This window comes from Streptomyces sp. PH9007 (genome assembly GCF_059813725.1).
In genome coordinates this window covers 2,733,212-2,758,950 of the sequence record NZ_CM187440.1, presented here as the reverse complement: position 1 = coordinate 2,758,950, position 25,739 = coordinate 2,733,212, and the positions used below count along the sequence as shown (strand labels likewise).

At 73.4% G+C, this 25,739-nt stretch carries 26 protein-coding genes and 1 pseudogene; 14 read left to right on the top strand and 13 right to left on the bottom strand.

The annotated features are described in order from the left end of the window. Nucleotides 1-24: 24 nt before the first annotated feature. The 5 genes from ACTFAP_RS12610 to xynA all read right to left on the bottom strand — a co-directional run bounded on the left by ACTFAP_RS12610 (nucleotide 25) and on the right by xynA (nucleotide 5,504). Nucleotides 25-771: a hypothetical protein gene (locus ACTFAP_RS12610; RefSeq protein ID WP_500469101.1), complete on the bottom strand. Its 747-nt coding sequence runs from the start codon at nucleotides 769-771 to the stop codon at nucleotides 25-27. Between the two features lie 319 nt (nucleotides 772-1,090). Beyond that, nucleotides 1,091-3,604: an ATP-binding protein gene (locus tag ACTFAP_RS12605; protein WP_500469100.1), complete on the bottom strand. Its 2,514-nt coding sequence runs from the start codon at nucleotides 3,602-3,604 to the stop codon at nucleotides 1,091-1,093. A gap of 9 nt (nucleotides 3,605-3,613) precedes the next feature. Then, the gene (locus tag ACTFAP_RS12600) at nucleotides 3,614-4,285 is read right to left on the bottom strand and encodes a DUF6879 family protein (RefSeq protein WP_495684621.1); all 672 of its coding nucleotides are present in this window, start codon (nucleotides 4,283-4,285) and stop codon (nucleotides 3,614-3,616) included. Further along, nucleotides 4,278-4,547 carry a hypothetical protein gene (locus ACTFAP_RS12595; protein WP_495684620.1) on the bottom strand — a complete coding sequence of 90 codons (270 nt, stop codon included), beginning with the start codon at nucleotides 4,545-4,547 and terminating at the stop codon, nucleotides 4,278-4,280. Before ACTFAP_RS12595 ends, ACTFAP_RS12600 begins: the two co-directional genes overlap by 8 nt. Before the next feature lie 261 nt (nucleotides 4,548-4,808). Continuing rightward, nucleotides 4,809-5,504, bottom strand: a complete 696-nt coding sequence (gene xynA / locus ACTFAP_RS12590) for an endo-1,4-beta-xylanase XynA (RefSeq protein WP_500469099.1) — start codon at nucleotides 5,502-5,504, stop codon at nucleotides 4,809-4,811. Between the two features lie 208 nt (nucleotides 5,505-5,712). On the opposite strand from xynA, the gene ACTFAP_RS12585 reads away from it, so the two are divergent. Together ACTFAP_RS12585 and ACTFAP_RS12580 are read left to right on the top strand one after the other, a co-directional pair. Further along, complete coding sequence (locus tag ACTFAP_RS12585; protein WP_495684619.1) at nucleotides 5,713-5,844, top strand: hypothetical protein; 132 nt, start codon at nucleotides 5,713-5,715, stop codon at nucleotides 5,842-5,844. Between the two features lie 71 nt (nucleotides 5,845-5,915). Next, nucleotides 5,916-8,027: a DEAD/DEAH box helicase gene (locus ACTFAP_RS12580; RefSeq protein WP_500469098.1), complete on the top strand. Its 2,112-nt coding sequence runs from the start codon at nucleotides 5,916-5,918 to the stop codon at nucleotides 8,025-8,027. Here ACTFAP_RS12580 and aztA read toward each other — a convergent pair. Further along, nucleotides 7,999-8,625: a zinc ABC transporter ATP-binding protein AztA gene (gene aztA / locus ACTFAP_RS12575; protein ID WP_390118435.1), complete on the bottom strand. Its 627-nt coding sequence runs from the start codon at nucleotides 8,623-8,625 to the stop codon at nucleotides 7,999-8,001. The genes ACTFAP_RS12580 and aztA overlap by 29 nt on opposite strands. A gap of 51 nt (nucleotides 8,626-8,676) precedes the next feature. Between aztA and aztB the strand changes: the two genes are divergently transcribed. The 6 genes from aztB to ACTFAP_RS12545 all read left to right on the top strand — a co-directional run bounded on the left by aztB (nucleotide 8,677) and on the right by ACTFAP_RS12545 (nucleotide 14,029). Next, nucleotides 8,677-9,513 (top strand): zinc ABC transporter permease AztB, encoded by an 837-nt coding sequence (gene aztB / locus ACTFAP_RS12570; protein WP_390118437.1) that lies wholly within the window; start codon nucleotides 8,677-8,679, stop codon nucleotides 9,511-9,513. Beyond that, a complete protein-coding gene (locus ACTFAP_RS12565) occupies nucleotides 9,510-10,556 on the top strand; it encodes a hypothetical protein (RefSeq protein ID WP_500469097.1) in 1,047 nt (348 codons plus the stop codon). Before aztB ends, ACTFAP_RS12565 begins: the two co-directional genes overlap by 4 nt. Continuing rightward, on the top strand, nucleotides 10,553-11,479 hold the full coding sequence (aztC, locus tag ACTFAP_RS12560; protein WP_390118443.1) for a zinc ABC transporter substrate-binding protein AztC: 927 nt from the start codon (nucleotides 10,553-10,555) through the stop codon (nucleotides 11,477-11,479). The genes ACTFAP_RS12565 and aztC overlap by 4 nt, the downstream gene beginning before the upstream one ends. A 25-nt stretch (nucleotides 11,480-11,504) precedes the next feature. Next, the gene (gene aztD, locus ACTFAP_RS12555) at nucleotides 11,505-12,707 is read left to right on the top strand and encodes a zinc metallochaperone AztD (protein WP_400013041.1); all 1,203 of its coding nucleotides are present in this window, start codon (nucleotides 11,505-11,507) and stop codon (nucleotides 12,705-12,707) included. A 93-nt stretch (nucleotides 12,708-12,800) separates the two neighbouring features. After that, nucleotides 12,801-13,865, top strand: a complete 1,065-nt coding sequence (locus tag ACTFAP_RS12550) for an NUDIX hydrolase (protein ID WP_500469096.1) — start codon at nucleotides 12,801-12,803, stop codon at nucleotides 13,863-13,865. After that, a complete protein-coding gene (locus ACTFAP_RS12545; protein WP_390118450.1) occupies nucleotides 13,862-14,029 on the top strand; it encodes a hypothetical protein in 168 nt (55 codons plus the stop codon). The genes ACTFAP_RS12550 and ACTFAP_RS12545 overlap by 4 nt, the downstream gene beginning before the upstream one ends. A gap of 25 nt (nucleotides 14,030-14,054) precedes the next feature. On the opposite strand, the gene ACTFAP_RS12540 is transcribed toward ACTFAP_RS12545, so the two are convergent. After that, entirely contained in the window at nucleotides 14,055-14,816 is a 762-nt protein-coding gene (locus ACTFAP_RS12540; protein ID WP_500469095.1) for a hypothetical protein, read from the bottom strand. A 440-nt stretch (nucleotides 14,817-15,256) separates the two neighbouring features. Between ACTFAP_RS12540 and ACTFAP_RS12535 the strand changes: the two genes are divergently transcribed. From ACTFAP_RS12535 to ACTFAP_RS12525, 3 genes are read left to right on the top strand one after another with little or no spacing between them, the layout of a single operon-like run. Beyond that, nucleotides 15,257-15,934 (top strand): restriction endonuclease, encoded by a 678-nt coding sequence (locus tag ACTFAP_RS12535; RefSeq protein WP_500469094.1) that lies wholly within the window; start codon nucleotides 15,257-15,259, stop codon nucleotides 15,932-15,934. 32 nt (nucleotides 15,935-15,966) lie between these two features. Continuing rightward, nucleotides 15,967-16,389 (top strand): hypothetical protein, encoded by a 423-nt coding sequence (locus tag ACTFAP_RS12530; protein ID WP_500469093.1) that lies wholly within the window; start codon nucleotides 15,967-15,969, stop codon nucleotides 16,387-16,389. Nucleotides 16,390-16,399: 10 nt separating this feature from the next. Further along, nucleotides 16,400-18,133: a hypothetical protein gene (locus ACTFAP_RS12525; protein ID WP_500469092.1), complete on the top strand. Its 1,734-nt coding sequence runs from the start codon at nucleotides 16,400-16,402 to the stop codon at nucleotides 18,131-18,133. Nucleotides 18,134-18,175: 42 nt separating this feature from the next. Here ACTFAP_RS12525 and ACTFAP_RS12520 read toward each other — a convergent pair whose 3' ends face one another. Then, nucleotides 18,176-18,406, bottom strand: a complete 231-nt coding sequence (locus ACTFAP_RS12520; protein ID WP_500469091.1) for a hypothetical protein — start codon at nucleotides 18,404-18,406, stop codon at nucleotides 18,176-18,178. A 118-nt stretch (nucleotides 18,407-18,524) separates the two neighbouring features. Here ACTFAP_RS12520 and ACTFAP_RS12515 point away from each other — a divergent pair. Next, nucleotides 18,525-19,369 (top strand): annotated as a pseudogene (locus tag ACTFAP_RS12515) (IS5 family transposase). Here the strand turns inward: ACTFAP_RS12515 and ACTFAP_RS12510 are convergent. Both ACTFAP_RS12510 and ACTFAP_RS12505 read right to left on the bottom strand, forming a co-directional pair. After that, a complete protein-coding gene (locus ACTFAP_RS12510) occupies nucleotides 19,269-21,224 on the bottom strand; it encodes a hypothetical protein (protein WP_500469090.1) in 1,956 nt (651 codons plus the stop codon). The pseudogene ACTFAP_RS12515 and the gene ACTFAP_RS12510 sit on opposite strands and share 101 nt — an antisense overlap. Nucleotides 21,225-21,346: 122 nt before the next feature. Beyond that, nucleotides 21,347-21,934, bottom strand: coding sequence for a TetR/AcrR family transcriptional regulator (locus ACTFAP_RS12505; RefSeq protein ID WP_436980176.1), 588 nt, complete (start codon nucleotides 21,932-21,934; stop codon nucleotides 21,347-21,349). Nucleotides 21,935-22,021: 87 nt separating this feature from the next. Between ACTFAP_RS12505 and ACTFAP_RS12500 the strand changes: the two genes are divergently transcribed. Together ACTFAP_RS12500 and ACTFAP_RS12495 are read left to right on the top strand one after the other, a co-directional pair. Next, nucleotides 22,022-22,519, top strand: coding sequence for an FBP domain-containing protein (locus tag ACTFAP_RS12500; protein ID WP_500469089.1), 498 nt, complete (start codon nucleotides 22,022-22,024; stop codon nucleotides 22,517-22,519). A 41-nt stretch (nucleotides 22,520-22,560) separates the two neighbouring features. Then, nucleotides 22,561-22,857, top strand: coding sequence for a hypothetical protein (locus tag ACTFAP_RS12495; protein ID WP_500469088.1), 297 nt, complete (start codon nucleotides 22,561-22,563; stop codon nucleotides 22,855-22,857). Nucleotides 22,858-22,902: 45 nt separating this feature from the next. On the opposite strand, the gene ACTFAP_RS12490 is transcribed toward ACTFAP_RS12495, so the two are convergent. The 3 genes from ACTFAP_RS12490 to ACTFAP_RS12480 all read right to left on the bottom strand — a co-directional run bounded on the left by ACTFAP_RS12490 (nucleotide 22,903) and on the right by ACTFAP_RS12480 (nucleotide 25,673). Then, complete coding sequence (locus tag ACTFAP_RS12490) at nucleotides 22,903-24,099, bottom strand: cytochrome P450 family protein (protein WP_500469087.1); 1,197 nt, start codon at nucleotides 24,097-24,099, stop codon at nucleotides 22,903-22,905. A gap of 104 nt (nucleotides 24,100-24,203) precedes the next feature. Beyond that, a complete protein-coding gene (locus ACTFAP_RS12485; protein WP_495684607.1) occupies nucleotides 24,204-25,046 on the bottom strand; it encodes a glucose 1-dehydrogenase in 843 nt (280 codons plus the stop codon). A gap of 60 nt (nucleotides 25,047-25,106) precedes the next feature. After that, complete coding sequence (locus tag ACTFAP_RS12480; protein WP_495684606.1) at nucleotides 25,107-25,673, bottom strand: TetR family transcriptional regulator; 567 nt, start codon at nucleotides 25,671-25,673, stop codon at nucleotides 25,107-25,109. Nucleotides 25,674-25,739 lie beyond the last annotated feature (66 nt).

Genomic DNA, 25,739 nt, shown 5'->3' with positions numbered 1-25,739 from the left:
GCGCCGCCCGGGCGAGGCGCGACGTCAGCGCGCCGGGGGCAGGCCGGGCGGCTCTTCGGTGGAGGGCGTGTCGTTGGCTGTCTCCCGGGCCCACGATGCGGGGGGCGGACCGAACGCGCGACGACTGGCCCGCACCGCCACCGTGGCGAGCGCGGCGTTGGCGGTCCCACCGATCACCGCCCCGATGCCGAACGGCGCCACCCGGCCGAGGACGATGACGCCCTGCTTGGTCCCGTACTTCGCGACGAAGTTACGCCCCAGGACCTTGTTGATCTGACGCAACGTCTCGATGGGCACCCTGCCGACGATCTGACGTCCCCAGTGCTGTCCCGTGCGCTCGGCGACCTTGGTGATGGTGGCGGAGCCCGAGCCCCCGAGCATGACGCCCATGACCAGCGTCCTGCGGCGCTCGAGCTCGTCGATGGGGACGCCGTGCACTTCGGCGACGGAGAGGGCGAACAGGACACTCAACTCGAGGGAGGAGAACGCCTCGCCCGCAGAGAGCGCCAGGGCCACTCCTGTGCCGACACCGGGCGCCGCCGCGGTTCCGCCCACTGCGGCACCCGTCCCGGTCAGGGAGCTCACGTACATCCGCTCCAGGGTGCGGATGACCTGTGCCGGTGTCGCCTCAGGGTTCCGCTGGCGGGCGCGGGAGATGTTCTTGCGCACCAGGGTGCTCTGGGCGCCAATGGCCTTGTCCAGGAGAACGAGGGCTCGCTGGCCGCGCGGGGCCGCCTCCGGAACCGCTCCGTCGGGGGCATCCAACGCCATGTCTGAACTCCTCAGATCGTCACGTCCCCACCGATCGTGCCACCCGACCGGAGGAACCGCCCCCGACTTGGAGAAATTCGGATCGGTCCGCTCAAAGGGGCGTGCGGCGACAGAGGTTGGTTTCCGGCACGGGGACGGGCCGCCCCGACAGGCGGGTACGGATGAGCAGTCGATCACCGCCCTGCGTGCGTCACTCAGCGCCCGCCCGGCAGGCGATCGCCGGCCGGGCCGTTCAGATGCCCGGGGCACGTGGTGAGTTGTGTTCGGCCGACCGGGATCGGGTGCCGTCACTTCGGATGCGGTGCGGTGAGATTGGCGCTCACTCCGACAATGCCGTGATGCGCTCGCGCAGCGCCACCGTCCGGGCGTCCTCGAAGGGGGCAAGGAGCCGGAGTGCCGCCTCCCGATGCCGGGCCGCCGCGGCTCGGGCGGCGGTCGCCTGCTCCGGGTCCGCGCCGCTCTCGCCGGTCTCCCGGGTCTCCACCGCCCGCGCCAGCAGTTCCAGTGCCTGCGCCTCGTGCCACGCGTCGCCCAGTTCCCGCTGGACGCCGGCCGCCCGGCGGGAGAAGTCGGCTGCCGGGCCCGCCCGCCCCAGTGCCAGACAGGTTCGGGCGGTCTCCACCCAGGCCAGGGCCTCGCGCCCCCGCAGACCCAACCGCCGGTGCAGGGCCGCCGAACGCTGGTAGCTGCTCAGCGCGTCGTCCGGCCCGCCGTTCGCCCGCTGTGCGTTGCCCAGGGTGATGAGCCAGTACGCCTCGCCGATGTGGAACCGCAGCTCAAGGGCGATGTCCACGGCCTCCTTGGCCGAGTCCAGTGCTTCTTGCGGCCGGCCCGTCTCGTGCTGCACGGCGCTCAGCAGGTGCAGCGCGTTGCCCCGCTGGCGCAGGCCGGCGGGGCCCAGCTCCGTGAAGACCGTGAGGGCGTCGAGCACATCGGGCTCCGCCCGGTCCAACAGCCCCGCCCGGTACCGGGTCTCGCCCCGGTTCGCCAGAGCGACCGCGTACCGGTGGCGTTCACCCAGCGCCTCCCACCGTTCGAGAGCCTGGCCGAACCAGCTCTCCGCCTCGCCCAGACGCCGGTCGCGCAGCTCGGTCACCCCCAGCAGATTCAGGGAGTCGGCCACCCCCGCCTCGTCCCCGCGTTCCCGGCGGATCGCGAGTGCCTCCCGGTGATGTTCCCTGGCCTGCGCGGCCCGCCCCGCCTGGGTGTGGGCCATGCCCAGGCGTTCGTGCAGCAGCGCCGTCAGCCGAGGATCACCGTCCGCGCGTGCCGCGCGCAGTCCGGCCGTGCCGATCGGGAGCCAGCCGGCCGCCGCGCCCGACGGGGGCAGCGCGTCGTGGAGTACGACCGCCAGCTGTGCGAGCCGCCGCCGTTCACCGGCCCGTTCGGCCGCGCGGGCCAGCGGCAGCGCGTTGGGGTACTCGGTCTCCGTCCAGTTGACGGCCTGGTCGTAGTCGGCGAACACCACGGCCGGCACGCCCTCGGCGGGCGGATCGAGGGCTACCGGATTCCCTTCGGGGGCCAGCCGGGTGCGGGCCGTCGCCACCCCGTGCAGATACCAGTCGAGCAGGCGGCGCCGGCCCCTGGACCGTTCCTCCTGCGGCTCGTCCCGCTCCGCCTGATCCATGGCGTACGCGCGCAGCAGGTCGTGGAAGGTGTACCGGTCGGGGCCTGTCTGTTCCAGCAGGTGCGCGCCCACCAGGGTGTCGAGCAGTTGCCGCGCGCGCCGCCGGGGAGCCCCGGACAGGGCGGCGACGGCGTCCACCCCGAAGTCCTGGCCCGGGTGCAGACCCAGCAGCCGGAAGAGCCGGGCGGCCTGCGGGGGCAGGGCGCGGTACGACCAGGCGAAGACGGTGTGCACGGCCTCCGCCTCCTCACCGTCGCCCGCGCTGAGGGCGTCCCACAGGGCGGAGGAGTCCCGCAGGTCGCCGATCAGTTCGTCCAGGGGCAGCTGCGGGTGCACGACGGCGCGTTCGGCCGCTATCCGCAGGGCGAGCGGCAGCCGCGCGCACAACCGGGCCAGCTGCGTGAGGAGATCGGGGTCGTCACCGGTACGGTGCCGGGCGGTGACCGCGCGCAGCAGGGCGACGGCCTCCGGTTCCGGCAGGACGCCGAGGGTGAGGCGGTGGGCGCCGTCCCGGATGGTGAGGCCGGGCAGGCGTTCCCGGCTGGTGACGATGGCCAGCGAACCCGCAGTGCCGGGCAGCAGGGGCCGTACCTGCGCCGTGGTGGCCGCGTTGTCCAGCAGGATGAGCACCCGCCGGTGCGCCAGCACGGAGCGGTAGAGCGCGGCTGCCGCGTCGATGTCGTCCGGCAGGGCCGGGGCGGGGACTCCCAGGGAGATCAGGAAGTGCCGCAGCGCCTGCTGGGCGGTGACCGGTGCGCCGGGATCGTAGCCGCGCAGGTTGAGGTACAGCTGACCGTCGGGGAACCGGTCGCTGACCCGGTGGGCCCAGCGCAGCGCGAGGGAGGTCTTCCCCGCTCCCGCCGTCCCGGCGATCAGGCAGACCGTCGCGGCCGGTTCGCGGGGGTCGGTGCCGGCGGCCGGCTCCGTACCGTCGGTGCCGGCGATGCCCTCCATGCCGGTGAGGACGGTGTCCAACTCGGCGAGCTGTTCCGCGCGGTTGACGAAGCCGCGCGGTGCCGAGGGCAGTTGCCGGGGCGGATCGCGTCGTGCGGGGTCGTCCGGGGGGCGATCGGCGGGGGAGTGGAAGTGCACTCCGCCGGTGATGCGGCCGGCCTGGACGGCGTCGCGGGCGGAACCCGACAGCTCGGACCAACTGCCGGCCGGTGGCCGCCGTTCGCTCTGCTCGTTTCCGCCGGCGTCCGGCACGGCGTGGGCTCACCTCTCCGACGTGGCGTTCCGTGGCGCTGCGGACGGGAAGTACGGCTGGGTCACCCGGGGCGGTGGCAGCGGCGCCACTTCGCGGGTGTGGAAGGCCACGATGTCCTCGCCCGCCGCGAACAGCCCCCGGATGAAGCGTTCCCACGGCTGGACGAGCGCCGGATCGGTGAAGAGGATCGCCCCGTCCAGAAAGCCGTCGGCGGAGTACTGGACGTGGTAGAGCCGTTCGCCGCCGAGCACCACGAGCTCCGGCAGCGGACCTTCGGTCTCGTACGGGCGGATCGCGTCATCGCCGACGACCCGTACCGGAGTCCCGCACTCGGCCTGTTGTCGCAGGGAGGTCAGCTCCCACTGGAGGTAGGGCGTCAGCGGCTGCTCCGCCACCCTGACCCGGTGGAGGAGATGGCCGCGTTCGTCGTTCTCACGCCTGACGCGCAGCAGTGCGTCCCGCTCCTCGGCCATCAGCCGCAGCGAGCGCTCCCAGTCGCCGTCCCGGTGGGCCTCCCAGCTGGGGCTGCCCAGCTCCTGGAAGTTCTGCTGCCGTTCCAGCTTCCAGGAGGACCGGTGCTCGATGGCCTGGTGGAACGGCCAGAAGTCCTGCTTGTAGCCGTCGAAGGAGAGCCGCTTCCCGTCCCGGGCACGGAGGACCGGCGGCGTACGGTCAGGCATCCGGGATATCCGCCTTCGCGGCCAGGAGAGTGGAGCCGGGGATGATGACGATCCGCTCATCGGCCGCCACCTGGGCGTCCGCCGGGAGTCGCGCCAGGTAGGCGTGCGTCAGGTCCCGTCCGATGACCGCGATGTCGCCGTTGTCCAGTTGCCAGATGTCGGGGCAGCCGTCGGTGCCATTGGTGGTGCCCAGTTCCGCCGCCGACTTGCCCAGCCGGGTCCTGAACGAAGCGGCCGGGTCCGCCTCCCATGGACGCTCCATCGTTCCCCCTCCAGCGCGCTCACACGTGACACTCATTTGTTGACACCCCCTCAGGCTAGAGGTGTGGCAACAACCCAACAAGGGAGCGCGGGGTGCATCAACCCGAACGGGGTGTACGCCCTGTGTGGCGTTGACCTGGGGTGTTGCGGGGGAGTCCGCTGAGGCGCGAGCGTCCTCCGGCTGCGGACCGCGCGGGGGTGGGGGCGCGCGGCCCGCCCCGCGGGGTGTCTTCCGGGGCGGGCCGTGGTGATCAGGGCGGTGTCAGCCGTTGACCGTGATGTTGGAGTTGCCGCTGCTCTGGTAGCCCTCGGTGGCCATGATCATGTAGTAGTTGAAGGCGCCCAGGTTCATGCCCGAGCGGTTCCAGGCGTCGAAGTGGTTGCCCGTGGTGATCGTGCCGCCCACGCGGCGGGACTGGCGGACGCTCCAGTACTGGGGGAAGGTGCGGGTGCCCTCGACCGACGGGGCGTTGTAACGCATCGTGTGGTAGATGTCGTACGTGCCGCCGTCGCTGTTGACCGAGCCGCGGTACTCGCCGGTGGGCCGGTAGTTGCCCCAGCTGTCGACGATGTAGTACTCGACCAGGGGGTTGGCGGTCCAGCCGTACAGACACAGGTAGCCGTTGCCCGAGGGGTTGAAGCTGCCGGAGTAGGTGACGTTGCGGCGCGAGCCGTTGGGCCAGCCCTTGCCGCAGACGAAGTTGCCGGTGTTCTGCCACCAGGCGCTGTAGTTGCCGCCGTTCCCGAGGGTCATGGAGACGGTGTTCTGGGCGTCGGTCCAGAACGAGTAGTAGAAGCCGTTGTGGGTGCCGGTCTGGTTCTGGGTGATGGTCTGGGCGTGCGCGACGCCCGGCAGCACCAGGGCCGAGGCCGAGGCGGCGGCCAGGCTCACGGCACCGGTACGGGCGATGAAGCGCCGGCGGCTGAGCGGCCGGGCGGGAGTGCTGTCCTCGTGCATGTGTCCTCCAAGCAGCGGGACATGACCGTGCGGGTCAGTCGTGGGGGTAACACTCAGCGTGCCCAGCAGTGTGGGGTGGAGCCGATGGAGCGTCAACAGTTCTCGCTGGGATTCCGGAAGGAAAAACCGGCCTCTCGTCTTGTCCAGGCGCCTTTCCGGTCAATCGTGTGCGGCTATGGCAGTGATCGTTCTCCGATAATTTTCGGCGTTGTTCCGGATCAGTGGGCCGGCGTGGGCGGACCGGTTGTGCGAAGTGCTGGGGCAGCGCCGGATCGCGGATCCCGAACGGGCGGTGACCACCGCCGATCTGCTGCCGGAACCGGTGTGCGAGCCGTCCTGAATCGCGCCGGCCGGCGAGCGGGCCGTCACTGTCAGTGACCCGTGGCAGGATGCGGGTGGGGTGATGCGGTGATGGAGTTGCGGGAGCTGGCGCACGGTGTGGTGGCCGATCACGCCGCGGCCGTCGGCCGGGTGCGGGAGGCGGTGCGGCCGCTGCGCGACGCGGAGGTCGCCGAGCGGCTCGGGACGATGGCGGTGGAGCGGCTGCGGGAGGTCACCGAGGGGCGGTTGCGGGTGGCCGCCCTGGAGGAGGGCGGGTACCGGACGGTCGGCAGCGTGTGGGCCGCGACCGTGGGGGAGTTGCAGCTGGTCCCGGGGGTGGGGGCGCAGACCGCCGGGCAGGCGCTGGCCGCCGCGCGCCGCATCGGGCGCGCGGTGGAACGCACGGTATCGGTCTGGCTGGACGTGGAGGAGCCGGGCCCGGCGACCACCGCCGTCGTCATCGCGCTGCACCGGCTGCTGGCGGCCGGGCCCGGGCTGCGCAGGACGGTGGAGGCGGCGCGGGGTGTCGAGGAGCGGCTGGCGGAGTTGCTGCCGGCGGCCCGGCCCGCGAGGGGGCGGCTGCGGATGCTGGTCGCCGGGCGGGAGGGGCGGGCCCGGGCCAGGGCGGCGGTCGCCGCGATCGAGGAGCTGACGGCGGACGCCGAACGCCGGGGTCTGACCGGGGCGTTCCGGCAGGCCGCGGTCGATCTGCTGCGTGACCCGGCCACCGAGGTCGAGGCCTGGGTGGACTTCGAGCTGCGGTCCGCCGACTACTACAGCCTCCTCGCCGAACTCGACGGGCAGCCACCGGACTCCGACGCCGCGCAGGGCTTCGTGCCGGCCGAGATCGGCGACCGGGTCCGGGCCTTCGCGCTGGACGACTCCCTGCTGCGGGTGTCGCTGCGCGGGTACCAGTCCTTCGGGGCGCGCTTCCTGCTCGCCCAGCGGCGGGTGCTGCTCGGGGACGAGATGGGCCTGGGGAAGACGGTGCAGGCCGTCGCCGCGCTCGCGCACCTGGCGGCGCGCGGCGAGAGTCACTTCCTGGTGGTCTGCCCGGCGAGTGTGCTGATCAACTGGACGCGGGAGATACGGGCGCGCAGCACACTGCGGGCGGTGCCCGTGTACGGCCCGGAGCGCGCCGCGGAGTTCGCGCGCTGGGAGGCGGACGGGGGCGTCGCCGTGACGACGTTCGACGCGCTGCGCGGGACGGAGTCCGTGGTGCCCACGGCCATGCTGGTCGTCGACGAGGCGCACTACGTGAAGAACCCGGACGCCCAGCGGTCGCGGGCCGTGGGGCGGTGGGCGGCGCGCGCCGGGCGGGTCGCCTACCTGACCGGGACCCCGATGGAGAACCGGGTGGCCGAGTTCAGGTCGCTGGTGCGGCAGTTGCAGCCCGAGGTGCTGCCCCAGGTGGCCGGGCGGGAGCTGGTGGCCGGCTCGCGCGCGTTCCGGCAGGCCGTGGCCCCCGTCTATCTGCGCCGCAACCAGGAGGACGTGCTCGCCGAACTGCCCGCGCTGGTACGCGTGGACGAGTGGGAGGAGTTCGGCCCGCAGGACGGGGCCGCCTACCGGGAGGCCGTGGAGTCGGGGAACTTCATGGCCATGCGGCGCGCCGCGTACGCCTCTCCCGAGTCGATGAAGGTGCGGCGGATACGGGAGCTGGTGGCCGAGGCCGCCGAGGCCGGGACGAAGGTGGTGGTCTTCTCCTACTTCCGGGCGGTGCTGGAGACCGTCCTGGCCGCGCTCGACGGAGACCGGGTCACCGGGGTCATCAGCGGGACGACATCGGTGGCCGGACGGCAGCGGCTGGTGGACGCGTTCACGGCGGCGCGCGGGCACGCCGTGCTGCTCAGCCAGATCCAGGCGGGCGGTGTGGGGCTCAACCTTCAGGCCGCCTCGGTGGTGATCCTGTGCGAGCCGCAGATCAAGCCGACGATGGAGCACCAGGCGGTGGCGCGGGCGCACCGGATGGGGCAGGTACGGAGCGTACGCGTGCACCGGCTGCTGGTCGCCGACAGCGTCGATCAGCGGATGCTGGAGGTACTGGCCGGCAAGAGCGCGCTGTTCGACGCGTACGCGCGGCGCAGTGAGGTGGCCGCGGCCACGCCCGACGCGGTGGATGTGTCGCAGGGGGAGCTGGCCCGGCGGATCGTGGAGGAGGAGCGGCTGCGGCTCAGCGCACGTGCCCTGCCGTCAGGGTGAGCACCAGGTCCGCCGCCGCCGCTTCGTCCGGGTGGTGGGTGGCGTGGACGACGGTGGTGCCGTCCTCCGCCGCGATCCGGGACAGGGTCGCGGTGATCTGCCGCTGGGCCTCGGCGTCCAGGGACGCGGTGGGTTCGTCCAGCAGGAGCAGCGGGGAACGCTGCGCCAGGGCCTGGGCGATCAGGGCGCGCTGGCGCTGACCGCCGGAGAGGCCGCCGAGTTGGCGGCGGGCGAGGTGGGCGATGCCCAGCCGGTCCAGGCACTCGTCCACGATCACGCGGTCGGCGCGGGTCAGCCGGCGCCAGGGTCCGCGGTCCGCCCAGCGGCCCATGGCGACGGTCTCGCGGACGGTCAGCGGGAGGGTGTCCGGCACCGCGCTGCGCTGGACGACGTACGCGGGGCGGCAGGGGCGCGCGTACGTGAGGGTGCCGCTGGTGGGGGTGAGGGTGCCGGCCAGCAGGTTCAACAGGGTTGATTTGCCGGATCCGTTGGGGCCCGTGAGCGCGGTGACCCGGCCGGCGGGGAGGGAGGCGCTGACGCCGTGCAGGGCGCGGTGGCCCGCGTAGTCGGCGGTGACCTCGTGGAGTGTGACCGGCATGACAGTCCTTAATTGCTGACGATAATCGTTTTCATTATAGAGTGACCCATCATGGAGTGGTTGCTCGAACCGTTCGCGGTGTCCTTCGTTCAACGGGCGCTGTGGGGCGGGATCCTCGTTTCGCTGATCTGTGCCCTGGCCGGCACGTGGGTCGTGCTGCGCGGCATGGCCTTCCTCGGCGACGCGATGGCGCACGGGATGCTGCCGGGCGTCGCACTGGCCTCGCTGCTCGGCGGGTCCCTGCTGATCGGGGCGGCGGCCAGCGCCGGGGCGATGGCGTTCGGGGTGACCGTGCTGGGGCGCTCGAAGCGGATCTCCCGGGACACCGGGATCGGGCTGCTGTTCGTCGGCATGCTGTCGCTCGGCGTCATCATCGTGTCGCGCTCGCAGTCGTTCGCGGTCGACCTGACCGGCTTCCTGTTCGGCGACGTGCTCGCGGTGCGGGACGGAGACCTGGTCTTCCTGACCGTGGCGCTGGGATGCGCGGCGCTGGTGGCCGTGCTCGGCCACCGGGCCTTCCTGGCCCTGGCGTTCGATCCCCGCAAGGCGCACACCCTGGGGCTGCGGCCCCGCTGGGCGCACGGGGTGCTGGTCGGCCTGGTGACGCTGGCGATCGTCGCGTCCTTCCATGTGGTCGGCACGCTGCTGGTGTTCGGTCTCTTGATCGCCCCGCCCGCCGCGGCGGCGCTGTGGGCGCGGCGGGTGCCGCTGATCATGCTCGGCGCGGCGCTGCTCGGTGCCCTGTCGACGGCCGCGGGCCTGGTCATCTCCTGGCACGCGGGGACGGCCGCCGGGGCCACGATCGCCGCTGTCGCGGTGGGGCTGTTCTTCGCCTCCGCGCTGGCCACCCTCGCCAAGTCCCTGCTGGAAAAGAGAGTTCATTCATGAGACTCAGGAATGTCATGCTCGCGGCAACCCTGCCCGCGCTGCTGCTGGCCGGGTGCGCCTCGGCCGAGAAGGAAAGTGAACCCGCGTCCGGAGCCGGGGCCGGGAGCGAGGATGCCGAGTCCGCCCCGCACGGCTACGTGGAGGGCGCCGAGGAGGCCGCCGAACCGCAGTCCCGGCTGGTCCTCGCCGACGCGGACACCGGTGAGATCCGGGTGCTCGACCTGATCACCGAGGAGATCACCGACGTGGGCCACGCGCAGCAGCCCACCGCCCTGCGCGGTGACGGCCGTTACGGGTACCTGACCTCCGCCGACGGCTCCGTCCAGGTCGTCGACAGCGGCGCCTGGACCGTCGATCACGGCGATCACTCGCACTACTACCGCGCCACCATCGCCCTGGGCGAGACCCTCCCGGCCGGCACCCTCCCCTACAAGGACGCCGAGGTGACCGTCGCGGACGGCACCGTACGGGCGCCCGGCGTCGACGAGCCGTGCGCCGCCCCCAAGGGCACCGCCGTCACCCGGGCCGGCCTCGTCCTCGGCTGCGCCGACGGCGCGCTGCTGATCACAGCGGCGGAGGAAACCGACGCGGAGGAAGGACAGTTCACCGCCGCGCGCCTCCCGTACCCGGACGGTACGGCGGAAGACGCGCGGGCCGGGGAGTTCCGGCACCGGGCCGGCAGCACCACGCTGGCCGCCACCGCGGTGAACGGCGAAGGCTTCTGGACCCTCGATGTCCTCACCGGACAGTGGGAATTCACCGCCGACGACTCCGTCATCGCCGTGAACGCCGTCGGGAACGGCGGCGTGGTGCTCGCACTTACCGACAGCGGGGAACTGCTGTCCCTCGACCCCGACAGCGGCGAGGAGATCGCACGGACCGAACTCCCGGGAGACAGCATTGAGGTGGACAGCAGCCGTGCCTATGTCAGTGATGTGGCGGGGCAGAAGATTCATGAGATCGATTACGCGGATGATCTCCGGATAGCCCGCACCTTCGACCTCGACATCGCTCCCTCCCACATGGTGGAGACCGGGCGATGAGGGCGCACGGCATCCGCGCGGGCCTGGCGGCACTGGCCGGAGTCCTCGGGCTCGGGCTGCTCGGGACCGGCTGCTCCGCCGCCGCCGAGGACCGGGCCGGCGTGGTGGTCACCACCAACATCCTCGGCGACATCACCCAGCGGATCGTCGGCGATCAGGCCGAGGTCACCGTCCTGATGGGCGCCGGGACCGACCCGCACTCCTTCGGCATCTCCGCCCGCCAGGCCGCCGGCATCGAGAGCGCCGCGCTCCTCGTGTACAACGGCCTCGGCCTGGAGGAAGGCGTCCTGCGGCACGTGGCGGCGGCGGCCGGATCCGGCACCCCCACGCTGGAGGTCGGCGCCGGCATCGACCCCCTCCCGTACACCTCCGACGCCATGGCCGGGGAGCCCGATCCGCACTTCTGGACCGACCCGGCCCGGGTCGCCACCGCCGTCGGACTCATCGCCGACCAGGTGACCGAGCGGGTCCCGGGCGTCGATCCGGAGACGGTCCGCGCCAACAGCGAGGCGTATCTCGCCGAACTCGACGAGCTGGACACCTGGATGACGGAGCGGTTCGCCGGCATACCGCAGGAGCGCCGCAGCCTCGTCACCAACCACCACGTCTTCGGCTACCTCGCCGACCGCTACGCCTTCGATGTCGTCGGCGCCGTCATCCCCAGCGGCACGACTCTCGCCTCACCGTCCGCCGCCGACCTGGAATCCCTGGCCGGCGCCATCCGGGAATCCGGCGTCCCCGCGATCTTCGTCGACGCCGAACAGCCCGACCGGCTCGCCCGGGTGCTCGCCGAGGAGACCGGACTGCACGTCGACGTCGTACCGCTGTTCTCGGAATCCCTGAGCGCCCCGGGCGGCGGGGCCGAGACCTACCTCGACCTGATGCGTTCCAACACCGAAGCCATCGTTACCGGCTTGCGATAAGAAGAGAAAAGAGAAGAGAAGAACCATGCGGAAGAAGAGAATCGCCGCGTCGGTGGCCGTGCTGGCCGCCTCGGCCCTCGTCCTCAGTGCCTGCGGATCCTCCGACGACAGCAGCGCGGCGAAGGAGGGCGAGAAGCCGCAGGACAGCGCGCCGCCCACCGTCGAGGCCGCCGAACCGCTGGTCGTCACCTACGACGGCGGGCTGCTCGTCCTGGACGGGACCACGTTCGAGGTCGTCGGGGACCTCCCCCTCGACGGCTTCAACCGGGTCAACCCCGCCGGTGACGACCAGCACGTGCTGGTCTCCACCTCCACCGGGTTCCAGGTCCTGGACGCCGTCGGCGCCCGGCTGACCGGCGCCGAGTTCGCGGGCGAGAAGCCGGGCCACGTCGTCCGGCACGGCGACCGCACGGTGCTGTTCGCGGACGGTACCGGCGAGGTCACCCTGTTCGACCCGCACGACCTGGGCGGGGACGGCCTGCCGGACACCGACACCTACCAGTCCGCCGAGGCCCACCACGGTGTCGCCGTCGAGCTGGAGAGCGGCGACCTGCTGGTCACCCTCGGCAACGAGGAGAGCCGCGTCGGCGCCATGGTCCTGGACGCCGACGGCGAGGAGATCGCCCGCAGCGAGGAGTGCCCCGGCGTCCACGGCGAGGCCGCGGCCAAGGACGACGTCATCGTGATCGGCTGCGAGGACGGCGTCCTCGTCTACCGCGACGGCGCGTTCACCAAGGTGGACAGCCCCACCGCGTACGGCCGGATCGGCAACCAGGCCGGCTCGGACGAGTCCACCGTGGTCCTCGGCGACTACAAGCAGGACAAGGACGCCGAACTGGAGCGCCCCGAGCAGATATCCCTCATCGACACGGTCGACGGTTCGCTGAAGCTCGTCGACCTCGGGACCAGCTACACCTTCCGCTCCCTGGCGCGCGGCCCGCACGGCGAGGCCCTGGTCCTGGGAACCGACGGCCAGATCCACGTCATCGACCCGGAGGCCGGCGAGGTCACGGACACCATCCCGGTGATCGACGCCTGGGAGGAGCCGCTGGAGTGGCAGCAGCCGCGCCCGGCGATCTTCGTCCGTGACCACACCGTCTTCGTCACCGAGCCGGGCAGCAAGGAACTGCACGCCGTGGACATCCATTCGGGCGAGGTGCTGAACAGCGTCGAGCTGCCGCAGGTGCCCAACGAGCTGAGCGGCGTGGTCGGCGCGGCCGGCCACTGATGTGCGCGAAGCGCCCGGGGGTGCGCCCCCGGGCGCTTCCCGCGCGCCGTCAAGCGCCCTGGTGAGGCCGCCGATCCGTGCTGATCATGAGGTGTGACGCAAGATCCTGTGACCTCCAACGCCGAGTACGCCGCCTCCCGGCACGCCGTATGGGTGTGTGCCACCGCGCTGATGACCGACCCGTGGGGGCGGGTGCTGCTCGTACGGCCCTCCTACCGCGACACCTGGCTGCTGCCGGGCGGTGGCGTGGAGGCGGGCGAACTGCCCAGCGAGGGCTGCCGGCGCGAGGTGTGGGAGGAGACCGGTCTCACCAGGACACCGGGCGCGGCCCTCGCCGTCGACCACGTCAGCCCGCGTATCGAAGGGCTGCCCGAGGACCTGCCGTTCCCCGGCGAGTTCCACACGGTCTTCGACGGCGGCACGGTCGGGCCCGCCGACGCGGCGCGCATCCGGCTGCCCGCCGGCGAACTGAAGGACCACGCCTTCCTCGACGCCGCCGAAGCGGCCGACCGGATGGCGGGCCCCGACGCCCGCCGCATGCTCGCGGCGCTGCGCGCCCGGCTCGGCGGCACCGGCACCGTCTACCTCCAGGACGGCCGGCACACCGGCCCGCGCCCCCCGCTGGAGGAGCACTCGGTGATCACCCGGGTCGTGCGGGGACACGACTGGCCCTGGCGCACCGACCGTCCCGTGGCGCACCGCACCCCCGTGACCCAGGTGTGGGGCTGGCTGTTCGCCCCGGACGGGCGGGTGGTGATACTCATCGACCCGAAGGAGGGCGTGGTCCTGCTCCCCGGCGGAACGGTGGAGGCGCAGGACGGCCCCGACCCGGTGCGTACGCTCACCCGCGAGGCGTACGAGGAGGCCCGGCTCACCGTCGACGAGGCGCGCTGGCTGGGCTGGGTCCACTCCCCGGCGGGCCCGGAACGGGCGCTCGCCCGCATGGCGGGGCGGGTGACCGCCATCGGCCCGCGCGGCGTCGACCCGGCCACCGGGCTGAGGTACCACCGGCTGCTCGCCACCCCGGCACAGGCCGCCGAACTCCTGGGCTGGGGGCCGGCCGCACGCCACCAGGCGGCCGAGGCGGCCCGGATCGCCGCCGAACGCTGGGGCATCCCGTACGCCACGGACCGTCCCGTCACGGAGGTCGACGCATGAGCCCGTCCACGCACCGCGAGCCCACTCCCGTACCGCCCGAGCACCCCCGGCCCCCGGCGCCGCCCGACCGGCCGCCGCCGCCCACGCCCGCCGAGCCGCCGGTGCCGCCCGAACACCCCACCCCGCCCCCGCCCCCGCCGTCGCCCGAGCCGCCGGAGCGGTGAGAGGCGGGGCCCCGGCCCCGGGGTGTCACTCCTGCGGGTCCCCGAGCACGCGGTAGCCGAAGGAGACGAGGCGGACCCGCTCGTCCGCGACGGTTCTGGTGCGCCGGTGCGTGACGCTGCCCGCGAAGAAGACGAGGGACTCTCCCGCCCTCAGCCGGAGCCGCACCGCCCCGAGGTCCGGCGGATGGAGGATGAGTTCGGAGCGGGCCGGCTCCTCCTGCCTCACCGGTCTGTGCCCGCTCGGCGGCCGGTGCTCCAGCAGGGTGAGGATGTGCAGCGCGCACGCGTCCGGCTCGACGTGCGGATCGCCGCCGCGTCCCGGCTCGTCGTAGTAGAGGTAACGCGCCCGGCGGGTGGCGGCGAAGGCCCCGACCTTCTCGGTGAGGAACGCGTGGATCGCCGGGGAGCGGGAGACCTCCCCGGCAACGGGAGCGCCGGAGGCCGCACAGTGGTCGGGAAGACGTTCGGCCCGGGGGCGGTAGTCCCGTGATTCCCGGTCCAGCGCGGCGAGTTCCGCGTCGGACAGGAAGGAGCCGCGGCCGTGGAAGACGATGCCGGTCGGGAAGTTCTTCCGCGCCCCGGCCGGCGGTTTCGGAACGGAGTGCCGGACGGAATCCGGCGCGTTCTCCCGCGCCCCCTCCGGACGGGGGAACGCGGGGCCACTGAGCATTCCGCCCGCGGCCATGGCCAGGAGAAACGCCAGGTCCTCCCGTTCGGCGGCGGCCGGATCCGTCGATGTCCGGGGCAGCCGCCGCACCCATGCCGACGCTTCCTCCGGGGACGTCATACGGCGATCCCTGGCCTTTCCGGGGCCGTTCACGGCGGACGCCGGCGCGTGCCCACTTCTCGACGGACATCAACGGGCCGAACTCTTCGGTCAGGGAGGCACGTGCGGCTTCCGGCGCCGGCGCCTCCCGTGCGCGGGGGAACGCGGGCCGGGGTCCGGGGAAGTGATGTCCGTGTCGTTCGCCATCCGCGCGCTCCCGTCCCGGGCGCCCCGCCCACGTACGGTGCTCGACAGAGCCATCCATCACGCTAACAAGAGCAAGTTCATTTCCACAGAGGGCAGTTGGGGAATGAATTTTCGAAGAGGGCCGCAGCGGCAGCCAGATCGTCCGGTGCCAGGACCGCTCCCCGTCCGTCCCCGGCGTCCGCCCGCCCGGGCCCCGTCCTGGCCGAGAAGGCGCTCTGGCGGACGAGGGCGCGTACCTCCCACACTGGCGCGCCATGGGCGGAAAGCGGCAGAACCAGCGGAATCGGCGGAAGCGGCAGGTGCGGCGCAACCGGTGGGGCGCCACGGGGATCGCGGTGGCGGCAGCGGTGGTGATCTTCTGGCCGTACCCGCTGATCGCGCTCGGCGCCGCCGCGCTCGGGGCACTCGGCTGGTGGCTGTGGCGGCGCGACCGGCGGGCCAGGGCTGCGGACCGGGAGTTCCGCGCGGCGGACCGGCGCGCGCGGGCGCGGGCCACGGTGGCGGCGCTGGACATACTGAGCTGGCGGGAGTTCGAGGAGCACGTCGCCTGGCTGTGCCGCCGCGACGGCTGCGGCCAGGTGGAGGTGACGGGGCGGGCCGGTGACCTCGGCGCCGATGTGACGGCGCTGCTGCCGGACGGGCGGCGGCTGGTGGTGCAGTGCAAGCAGTACCGGGCGGACCGCTCGGTGGGCAGCGCGGACATGCAGAAGTTCCTGGGCACGGTGTACCAGCACCACCGGGCTGACCTGGCGGTGTTCGTGACCACAGCGGGGGCGTTCACCAAGCAGGCGCTCGAACTGGCGACGCAGCAGCGGGTTCTGGCCATTCACCGCGACTATCTGGGGCTGTGGAACAGCGGCACGCCGCTGCTCGACCTGATCGCGGTCAACGGGGCGGGACAGGGCCGGCGTGAACGGCGCACGCGCGGGTAAACAGGGGGCGGGAACGGAAGGGGGGCGGTCACATGGTCGATCCGCTGTCATTGGCGGCCATCACCGCGGCGGTCACGGCCGCGGCCGGCGCACTCGGCTCGGAGGCGGGAACGCGCAGTTGGGCGGCGCTCACCCGGCTGGGACGGCGCGCCCTGGGGCGCGCCGACGCCGAGCCGGACCCGGAGCCCGCGCCGTCCCCCGCCGCCGACCCCGACCCGCAGCCCGTGCCCGCCGTACGGCCCGATGACCCCGAGGTGCAGCAGCTCGCGGCCGTCATCTACGCCCGCGCGCTCCAGGACGCCGCCTTCGCCGCCGACCTGCGGACCTGGATGCGGGAGAGCGAGGAGGCGCGCGGCGCGGCCGGCGGCGTGAGCGTCCACAACGTCGTCCAGGGCAACGCCCGGGTGCGCAACCTGATCCAGGCGAACGAGGTGACCTGGCACTCCACCCGGTAACGTGGCCGCTGTGTCCGGTCCCCGTCACCGGCCCGGGCGGTACGACCCCGCCTGGGCGACGCTGCGCCCCCTCCCGGCGGTTGACGTTCTCGGGGTGGCCCGCACCCTCACCTCGGCGACCCGGCTGCGCGATCTGGTGCGCCTGCTGCCGCCGCAGGACGTGGAGCTGTTCTTCACCATCAACACCGGGTCCGCGTTCTCGGCCGGCCTGGAGGAGTACGTACGGTCACTCCCCGGCCGCTTCCTGACCTGGGAGGAGGCCACGGCGCCCGGCCGCGGCTTCGATCTGGCGGTGGCGTTCGCCGTCCACCCCAGCATGCGCGAGGTGGACGCGCCGCTGATGGTGCTGCCGCACGGGGTCGGATACAACCGGCTGGTGCCGGAGGTCACGGACGGCGAGCCGGTGGCCGCCGGGCTCTCCCGGGGGGAACTCACGCACGAGGGACGGATCGTCCCGGCCGTGATCGGGGTGTCGCACCCGGAGCAACTGGAGCGGCTGGCGCGCAGTTGCCCGGAGGCGCTGCCCCGGGCGCGCGTGGTCGGCGACCTGTCGTACGACCGGATGATCGCCAGCCTGCCGCGCCGTGACCACTACCGCCGGGCCCTGGGGGTGACCGGCGGCCGGCGGCTGATCGTCGTCAACAGCACCTGGCGCGCCCACTCGCTGCTCGGCCGCGCCACGGACCTGCCGCTGCGGCTGGTCACGGAGCTGCCCGTGGACGAGTACGCGGTGGCGCTGGTGGCACACCCCAACGTGTGGGCCCACCACACCCCGGCTGGCGTGGACCGGCGGCTGGCCCAGGCCCTCGACGCCGGGCTGATGATCATCCCGCCCGAGGAGGGCTGGCGTGCGGCGCTGGTGGCCGCCGACTGTGTGATCGGCGACCACGGCTCCACCTCCTTCCTCGGCGCCGCCCTCGGCCTGCCGGTCCTGCTCGCCGCCACCGGGGAACACGAACTGGACCCGTCCTCACCCAGCCACGCCTTCGGTACCGGGGGGCCGCGTCTCGACCCGGACGGGCCGATCGAGGACCAGGTGCGGCGGGCCATCGAGGACCACGACCCGGACGCCCTGCGCGGCATCACGGACGGCGGGCTCGGCGCGCCCGGCGAGGCGGCGGCCCGGGTGCGGCGCGCGCTGTACGGCTTCTTCGCCGGGCGCGGCGTACGGGAGCCGTCCGGCGACGCCCGGGAGGCGCTCGGCGCGCTGCCCGACCCGCCCCGGCGGACGGCACACACGGATGCCCCGGGCGTGTGCACCTTCGATGTGACGGGGGACTGTACGGACGGCGTGGTGACGCTGCGCCGCTTCCCGGTGGTCGCGCGCACCGGACGGACGGAGCCGCGCGGCTTCCTGGCGGTGACCGACGGCGAGACCGGCCCGCTGTGGCGGCAGGCGGCCGAGGTCGCGGCGCGCACCGTGACCGACGCCGGACTCCCGGCGGCCGATTGGCTGGAGCGCCGCGCGGCGGACAGCCCCGCCCTGCTGGTCGCGACGGCGGCGCTGAGCCCGCACCGCTGCCTGCTGCGGCTGCGCGACGGCCGGCTGCTGGAGGCCGAGAGCCCGCGCGAATGGGGCCGGCCCCGGCCGGAGCTGCACCCGCTGGTGCTGGGCGCGGCGGTGAACCTGTGGCAGTACGGGGGCGGCAGCGCGGCCGAACTGGCCACCGGCGGCCTGCTGATCCGGACCGGGGCGGCGGCGGTCCGGGTGCGGTTCGTCCCGCAGTACCGGACCGGCGACTGAGGCCGGGCGGCCGGCGGCCGTACCCTCCCGTCGCGCCCGGGGTCAGCCGTCCTGGCGCAGCGCGCTGCGCCGGGCCTGCGCCGCCGTGCGCAGCGCGGTGTCGCCCAGGCGCTCCGCCGCCCCGATCACCAGGGTCAGGGCCTGGTCCAGCTTGGGGTGCTGGCCCAGCCGGGCGGCCCATTGCGCGGCCGTGGTCGCGTGCCGCAGTGCCGCCCGGGCGTCGTCCGCCGCCAGCGCCGCCTTCGCCAGCACGATGCCGATCCTGGACCGCATCGGGTCGTCACCGCTCCGTTCCACCACCGCCAGCGCGTCGCCCAGCGCCGCCGTCGCCGCCGGGAGGTCCCCGGCGGCTAGGCCGTTTCCTGCGGATCATCGGATCGTTGGTTGATGTGTGTCGTTGACTGATGCCCAGTGGGCGAGGATCGAGCCGTTGCTGCCGGACCGGACACCTCGGCGGGGAGGGCGGTGGCGGGATCACCGCCCGGTGATCGACGCGATCGCCTTCAAATACCGCACCGGGACGCCGTGGATGGATCTGCCCGAGCGCTTCGGGTCGTGGAAGGGCGTCCACAACCGGCTGCGGTGCTGGGCCGCCGACGGCACCTGGGAGAAGGTCTTCACCGCCCTGCTCGCCCAGGCCGACGCCGAGGGCGACATGGACTGGGTCATCGCGGTCGACTCCACGATCGTCCGTGCTCACCAGCACGCCGCCGGGGCCCGCAAAAAGGGGCCCCGGCCGGCGAGCCGGACGACCATGCCCTCGGACGGTCCCGCGGCGGACTGACCACCAAGATCCATCTCGCCGCCGACAGCCGCTGTCGGCCCCTGGCCTTCGTCCTCACCCCGGGCCAGGCAGGGGACGCACCCGCGTTCGCCCAGGTCATGAACCAGTTACGGGTGCCCCGGCCGACCGGCCGGCCCCGGACAACACCGGAGATGGTCCTGGCCGACAAGGCTTACTCCTCACGCGCTATCCGGGCCCACCTCCGTCGGCGCGGAATCCGGGCAGTCATTCCCGTTCCCGCTGACCAGGCAACCAACCGCAAACGACGCGGCAGCCGGGGCGGCCGCCCGCCCGCGTTCGACCGAGAGGCATACAAGCAGCGCAACACCGTCGAACGCTGCATCAACAAACTCAAGCAATGGCGCGGCCTGGCCACCCGATACGACAAGACCGCCACCATCTACCAGGCCGCACTCCACATCGCCGCCATCCACACCTGGTCAGCACGATGATCCAAAAGAAACGGCCTAGGTGGGCCTGGGCCAGGTTGTAGGTCTGCACCGCCACACCGTGCCGGTCGCCGGCCGCCTCGTTGGCCGCCAGCGCGCGGGCGAACAGCGGCAGGGCCCGGCGCGGTTCGCCGTCCGCCACCCACAGCAGCCCGCCGGTCTCCCAGATCACCCCGCGCAGCACCGGCGGCACCGGACCCGGACCGTCGGCACTGCCCGGCCCGTCCGCACCGCCCGGGCCGCCCGTGCCGTCCCCGTCGGCGGCGCCGAAGTGCTCCTCCGCCACGGACAGCAGTTCCCTGGCCGAGGCCCGGTGCGTCCGCGCCTCCGCGCCGTCCGCGCTCTGATCGGCCATCGCGTGGTGGTAGCGCGCCAGCTGATTGAGCATCCGCACCTGCGCGGGCGTCCGCCCCTCCCAGCGGGCGGCCTCCAGGCCGAGCCGGTTGGCCTCCAGCCAGTCCGCGTACAGCAGCCGCCCGTGGTGCAGCGCCCACAGCGACTCGCTCAGCCGCCACACCGGCTCGTACCAGCCGCTCTCGTACGCCGCCCGCTGCACCGCCAGCAGATTGCTGCGCTCCGCGTCCAGCCAGCCCACCGCCGCCTCCCGGTCGGCAAAGGGGGAAGGGCCCTGGGGCGGCGGCGCGATGCGGTAGCGGTCGCCGAGCACGAGCGCGTCCGCTGCCGCCGCCAGCGCGACGTAGTCGTCGACGACGGCGCGCAGCAGCCGGTCACGGACGGGGGCGGTCAGCTCCCGCCGGGCGCGGTCGGCGGCGTGCTCGCGTACGAGGCCGTTCAGCCGGAACCAGCCGGTCTCCTTGGCGGGCCCCGCCAGATGGGACCGGGCCAGCTCGCGCAGCCCCGCCCCGGCGGCCGGTCCCGCGACCCGGGTGACCAGGTCCTTCGTGAAGGTCGTGCCGGGGTGGACGCCGAGCAGCAGATACGCCTGGCGCGCGGCCGGCGGGAAGTCCGCGAACGCCGCGTCGAAGACCTGGGACACCGACAGTTCTCCCATCCGCCGGCGCGCGTCGCGGAGCCTGGTGAGGATCTCGGCGCCGGTTTCGCCGAATCCGCCCTGGTCGGCGAGCAGTTCGCTCACAGCGAACAGCGCCTGTGGATGCCCCGCGCACAGCCGCACCAGTTCGAGCAGCTCCTCCGGCGCCGTCGTGTCCGCCGGCCCCACCAGGGTCCGCACGAGGTCGGTCCCCGCGGCGCCGTCCAGCGGCCCCACGGTCAGGGCCAGATCCGCCCGCAGCGCGAGACCCGGCAGCGCGCGCCGGGCGGCCACCACCAGCACGCCCCGGGTGGGCAGCAGCGGCAGCACCTCGGAGGCGTTGAGCACGCCGTCCACGAACAGCAGCAGCCGCCGTTCCGCCGTGAGCGTGCGGAACCGCTTCTCGCGGGCCGGCAGCGAGGCCGGCGGGCCCGCGCCGTCCCCCTCCAGCGAACGCAGCAGGTCCGTCAGCACCGCCCCGATGTCCACCGCCCCGTCCCGCCGGTGCTGGGCGAGATCGACATACAGGTCTCCGTCCGGGGAGTGCAGCTCGCGGTCCAGGGCGTGGATCCAGTGGCCCAGCAGCGAGGTCTTGCCGATCCCGCCGAGCCCGGTGACCACCACGACCACCCGGCCGTCCCGGTGCCGGCCGGTCTCCAGCAGGGCCGCAAGCCGGGTGAGTTCGGCGGCGCGGTTGACGAAAGGACCCAGCGGCGGCCGTACCTCGCGCGGCAGCGGCCGGGGGCGGGCCGGCGGATCGAGGTCCAGATTCATGATGACGTGCCGCGCCTGGACGATCGTGTCCGCCCGGACCTGCCCCGAGACGGAGTTGACGGACACGTCCTGGGCGTCATCGCGGCCATCCATCCGTCGGACGCTATCAGCGGGGCAGGCCCTTGTCAGGAGAGCGCACGAGGGAGGCCCCACGGTCGCCGGGCCCGGGGACGCGCGGCGACGCGGCGGTGCCGGAGGCGGTGTGCCGCGGCGTCTCAGCTGTTCGCGGGGGGCGTGGGGGCGGGCCAGTGGCGCAGCAGGGCGTCGAGGGAGTCCAGGATGCGGGTCCAGGTCTCCTGGGTGTCGGGGGCGCTGTGGCTGAAGCCGCCGCCCAGCTCCAGGCTGACGTAGCCGTGGAAGACGCTGCCCAGCAGCCGTACGGCGTGCGTCTGGTCCGGCTCCTCCAGCGCGTACCCGCGCAGGATCGCCCGGGTCATCCGGGCGTGCCGGCCACCGGCGCTGGCGGCGGCGGCCTGCGGATCCAGGCGTAGCTGGGCGGCGGCGTAGCGGCCGGGGTGCGCGCGGGCGTAGTCGCGGTAGACGTCGCCGAGGGCGGCGAGCGCGTCGCGTCCGGCCCGGCCGGCGAGGGCGGCGTCGCCGCGCTCGGCCATCTCCTCCAGGGCGAGCAGCGCGATGCGGGTTCGCAGGTCCTGGGAGTTCTTCAGGTGGGAGTAGAGGCTGGCGACCTTGACGCCGAGGCGGCGGGCGAGCGCGGAGACGGTCACCTCGTCGAAGCCGACCTCGTCGGCCAGCTCCGCTCCGGCCCGCACCACACGGTCCGTGGTCAGCCCCGCACGCACCATGATGTTCCTCGCCTGCCCTTGTCGCCGATTTCCCGATAGTGATTATGCGTTTGCCTAACACCTTTAGGCAAATTAGCCTGGCTCTCCATGAAGCCACTGACCGAGAACGAGATCCGTGCCTCCTTCGTCAACTGCTCCAAGGGCGAGACGAAGCGGCTGTACGTGCCCCTCGACCTGGCCACCCGCCCCTGGGACGAGCTGGACTACCTCGGCTGGCGTGACCCCCGGGCGCCCGACCGCGCCTACCTGGTCGCCGACGTCGCCGGCCGACCGCAGGCCATCGCCCTGCGCAGCACCGCCTCGTCCCCCGGGCGCAAGCGGCACAGCATGTGCTCGATCTGCCTCACCACCCGGGCGGGCGGCGTCGCCCTGATGGTCGCCCCGCGCGCCGGGCGGGCCGGCAAGCAGGGCGACTCGGTGGGCAGCTACCTCTGCGACGACCTGGACTGCTCGCTGTACGTGCGCGGCAAGAAGGACCCGGGCGACGGCGCCCGGGTGTACGAGACGCTCACCGTGGAGGAGAAGATCCGGCGGACCGTGGACAACCTGGCCGCGTTCATCGCCAAGGTCACCGCCGCGCCGTAGGCCCCGCCCGGTCACCGGTCGTGTGGGAGTACGTTTCCCGCATGGCCCGTTACCTCGCCGTCGTTCCCGTCCGCTTCACCCGCGAGCCCGCCGAGGACGTACTGAACGACTTCAACGACGCCCTCGCCGCCTGCGATCCCCGCGGCACCAGGGGCAGGATCGTCACGCGTCGCACCGACGCCGGAGACATCACCTTCAGCATCATCGTCGAAGCCGCCGACGACCAGGAGGCGAAGCGCGTCGCGGGGGAGACCGCCACCTCCGCGCTCCTGGACACCGGCCACCGGAGCGACACCGCCACCGTGCGCGGCGACGCCATCGAGGTCATCCCCGGGTAGCAGCGGCAGCCACCCGCGCCGGCCACTCGTGTCCGGGCCGGGCCGTCAGTCCAGGCCCAGCACCGGCAGCCGGGCGGGCGCGTGGCTGCGGAAGGTGGTCCGCCACGCGGGTTCGCCCGCGAGCCGCAGGCCGGGGAAACGGCGCAGCAGGGTGCCGAGCGCGATCTCGATCTGGGTGCGGGCCAGCGGCGCGCCCAGGCAGTAGTGCAGCCCCTGGCCCAGTGCCAGATGGGACTTCTCGGCACGGTGGATGTCGAAGCGGTCCGGCTCCGGGTACCGGGCCGGGTCACGGTGCGCGGCGGCCAGACCGAGCAGGACCGTCTCGCCGCGCGGGATGACCGTACCGCCCACCTCGATGTCCTCCACCGGGAAGCGGCGGATGGCCGTCACGTTGGGGTGCACGTAGCGCAGCAGTTCCTCCACGGCCTCCGGCAGCAGCGCGTCGGGGGCGTCGCGCACGGCGGTCAGCTGCTCCGGGTGGGTCAGCAGGGTGTAGAGGCCGCCCGAGATGAGGTGGGTGACGTTCTCGATGCCGGCGCCCACGATGAGGAAGGCGAGCGAGACCAGTTCGCTCTCGCTGAGCTGTTCGCCCTCGTCACGGGCGGCGATCAGTCCGGAGAGCAGGTCCTCGCCGGGCGTGGCGCGCCGGTCGGCGATCAGCGCGCGCATGAACGCGGCGATCGCCTCGACCGCCTCGGCCGCCTCCTGCGGCCTGCGGGCCGAGATGACGGTGCCGATCAGCGCGGCGAACGACCGCCGGCCCTCGGCGGGCAGCCCGAACAATTCGCCCATGACCGTCATCGGCAGCGGTCCCGCGTAGGCGCGGACGAGGTCCACCGGGCCGGACCGTCCCGCGAGGGCCACCGCCTCCGCGAGCTGTCCGGCCGCCTCCTCGATCCGGGGCCGCAGCGCCTCCACCCGGCGCGGGGTGAACGCCTTGGACACCAGCCGGCGCAGCCGCAGATGGTCGGCGCCGTCCATGTTGAGCAGGTTGGCGTCCAGCTCGGGCGGCAGGGAGAAGCCCTGGTAGCCGGTGGTGGAGTGCGACTTGTCGAGCGACAGCCGCGGATCGCCCATCCAGGCCCGCACATCGGCCTCGCGCGTGATCACCCAGGCCGCCGTGCCTTCGGGGAGGGTGACCCGCACGACGGGGGTGTCCCGGCGCAGTCGCGCGAAGGTGCCGTGCGGGTCGGCGGCGAAGACCTCGGGGTCGAAGGGCATCGGTGCCTGAGCGAGCGTCATGTGCCCAGCGTAGGGGGGGCGGCAGGCGGCGCGGCCCGGCGCGCGGTGCTTCGGTGCCGGCCGGTTCTGTGCCGGGTGCGCGCCGGGCCGTCGCGGGCCCGGGATCAGCGGGCGCCGGCGGTGTACTCCGCTGCCGCCGCCGCGACATCGACGGCGAAGGTGCCCTGGGTGACCGAGGTGGCGCCGCCGTCCACGGGGATGATCGCGCCGGTCACGAACTGGGCCAGGTCGCTGGCCAGGAACGCGGCGACGCGGGCGATGTCGTCCCCGGTGCCGACCCGCCCCAAGGGCTGGCTGCCGCCGAGCCGGTCGGCGAGGAACCCGGTGAACGCCTCGGCCTCCTCCATCGGCACCCCGAAGGACCGGGCCATGATGGGCGTCATGATGATGCCCGGCGCGATCGCGTTGGAGCGGATGCCGAGCGGGGCGAGTTCGGCGACGGCCTGGTGGACGACGCCGACCACCGCGTGCTTGGCGATCGTGTAGCCGGCGGCGCTCCAGCCGCCCTGGAGCGCGGCGGCGCTCGCGGTGCTGATGATCGAGCCGGGGCCGCCCTGTGCCTGGAACTGGCGGGCGGCGTACTTGTGGCCCAGCACCACGGACCGGGTGAGCAGGTCGATGGTGCGGGAGAAGCCCTCGGCGCCGATCTCGGTCAGCGGCGAGGGGTCGCCCTGCGCGCCGGCGTTGTTGAACATGACGTCGAGCCGGCCGAAGTGCTCGGCGGTGCGGCGCACGGCGTTCTCGATGGCCGCCTCGTCGGTGACGTCGGTGCGGACGTACAGGGCCCGCTCGCCCAGCCGGGCGGCGAGCGCCTCGCCGGCCTCGTCCTGGATGTCGGCGATGGTGACGCGGGCCCCGTCGGCGATGAACCGCTCGACGGTCGCCTCTCCGATCCCGCTGCTGCCGCCGGTGACGATGGCGACCTTGTTCTCCAGAAGTCCTGACATGGTGGTACCGGCTTTCCTGCGCTGTGATGCGATGCGTTGGGTGGTGTGGGGGAGTGGGGGTCAGCGGGCCCCGGCGAGGACGCCCGACACGAAGGCGTCGAGATGGGCGTCGAATAACGGCTCGGGGTCCTGGCCGGTGCGGGCCATCCCCTCCAACGCGAGCCGGGTGGCGGAGGCCACGGCGGCCGCGGCCGTTCGGGTGCCGACGGCGTCGGGCGCGCTGCCGAGCCGGGGGGCGAGCGCCTCGGCCAGCGTGGTCTCACCGTGGTGGACGGCGCGCAGGAAGACGGACCACATGCCGGGATCGGCGAAGACCAGCGGGAACAGGGCCCGGGTGCGGGCGGCGTGCGGACCGCCGAGCATGACGCGGAAGCCGTCCCGCAGCACGCCGGTCAGCGGCCCGGGCGGGGCGGTGCGCACGTGCGTGTTGAAGGTGTCCGTCGTCCAGTCGAAGACCGGCTGGACGGTGTCGGCCTTGGTCGGGAAGTAGCGGTGGAACGAGCGCGCGGAGATGCCGATGGCCGCGGTCAGCTCGGCGACGGTGAGGGAGGTGGTGCCGCGGCTGATGTACAGCTCGCAGCACTTCTCGGACGCCCTCATCGTGGCGTCGTCCCTGACGCGTCCCATGGCTCGCACCCTACGCCCGGGTGGCAGAATCTGCCAGGGGGAGCGGAGGTGAGCCACGGGACGCCT

Coding starts and splice junctions, on each gene's coding strand:
- xynA (WP_500469099.1), bottom strand. CDS start 5,504: ATGCACGAGGACAGCACTCCCGCCCGGCCGCTCAGCCGCCGGCGCTTC.
- ACTFAP_RS12505 (WP_436980176.1), bottom strand. CDS start 21,934: ATGGTGCGTGCGGGGCTGACCACGGACCGTGTGGTGCGGGCCGGAGCG.
- aztB (WP_390118437.1), top strand. CDS start 8,677: ATGGAGTGGTTGCTCGAACCGTTCGCGGTGTCCTTCGTTCAACGGGCG.
- ACTFAP_RS12480 (WP_495684606.1), bottom strand. CDS start 25,673: ATGGGACGCGTCAGGGACGACGCCACGATGAGGGCGTCCGAGAAGTGC.
- aztA (WP_390118435.1), bottom strand. CDS start 8,625: ATGCCGGTCACACTCCACGAGGTCACCGCCGACTACGCGGGCCACCGC.
- ACTFAP_RS12520 (WP_500469091.1), bottom strand. CDS start 18,406: ATGCGGTCCAGGATCGGCATCGTGCTGGCGAAGGCGGCGCTGGCGGCG.
- ACTFAP_RS12485 (WP_495684607.1), bottom strand. CDS start 25,046: ATGTCAGGACTTCTGGAGAACAAGGTCGCCATCGTCACCGGCGGCAGC.
- ACTFAP_RS12545 (WP_390118450.1), top strand. CDS start 13,862: ATGAGCCCGTCCACGCACCGCGAGCCCACTCCCGTACCGCCCGAGCAC.
- ACTFAP_RS12510 (WP_500469090.1), bottom strand. CDS start 21,224: ATGGATGGCCGCGATGACGCCCAGGACGTGTCCGTCAACTCCGTCTCG.
- ACTFAP_RS12580 (WP_500469098.1), top strand. CDS start 5,916: ATGGAGTTGCGGGAGCTGGCGCACGGTGTGGTGGCCGATCACGCCGCG.
- ACTFAP_RS12600 (WP_495684621.1), bottom strand. CDS start 4,285: ATGCCTGACCGTACGCCGCCGGTCCTCCGTGCCCGGGACGGGAAGCGG.
- aztD (WP_400013041.1), top strand. CDS start 11,505: ATGCGGAAGAAGAGAATCGCCGCGTCGGTGGCCGTGCTGGCCGCCTCG.
- ACTFAP_RS12500 (WP_500469089.1), top strand. CDS start 22,022: ATGAAGCCACTGACCGAGAACGAGATCCGTGCCTCCTTCGTCAACTGC.
- ACTFAP_RS12495 (WP_500469088.1), top strand. CDS start 22,561: ATGGCCCGTTACCTCGCCGTCGTTCCCGTCCGCTTCACCCGCGAGCCC.
- ACTFAP_RS12490 (WP_500469087.1), bottom strand. CDS start 24,099: ATGACGCTCGCTCAGGCACCGATGCCCTTCGACCCCGAGGTCTTCGCC.
- ACTFAP_RS12530 (WP_500469093.1), top strand. CDS start 15,967: ATGGTCGATCCGCTGTCATTGGCGGCCATCACCGCGGCGGTCACGGCC.
- ACTFAP_RS12535 (WP_500469094.1), top strand. CDS start 15,257: ATGGGCGGAAAGCGGCAGAACCAGCGGAATCGGCGGAAGCGGCAGGTG.
- ACTFAP_RS12540 (WP_500469095.1), bottom strand. CDS start 14,816: ATGACGTCCCCGGAGGAAGCGTCGGCATGGGTGCGGCGGCTGCCCCGG.
- ACTFAP_RS12565 (WP_500469097.1), top strand. CDS start 9,510: ATGAGACTCAGGAATGTCATGCTCGCGGCAACCCTGCCCGCGCTGCTG.
- aztC (WP_390118443.1), top strand. CDS start 10,553: ATGAGGGCGCACGGCATCCGCGCGGGCCTGGCGGCACTGGCCGGAGTC.
- ACTFAP_RS12595 (WP_495684620.1), bottom strand. CDS start 4,547: ATGGAGCGTCCATGGGAGGCGGACCCGGCCGCTTCGTTCAGGACCCGG.
- ACTFAP_RS12610 (WP_500469101.1), bottom strand. CDS start 771: ATGGCGTTGGATGCCCCCGACGGAGCGGTTCCGGAGGCGGCCCCGCGC.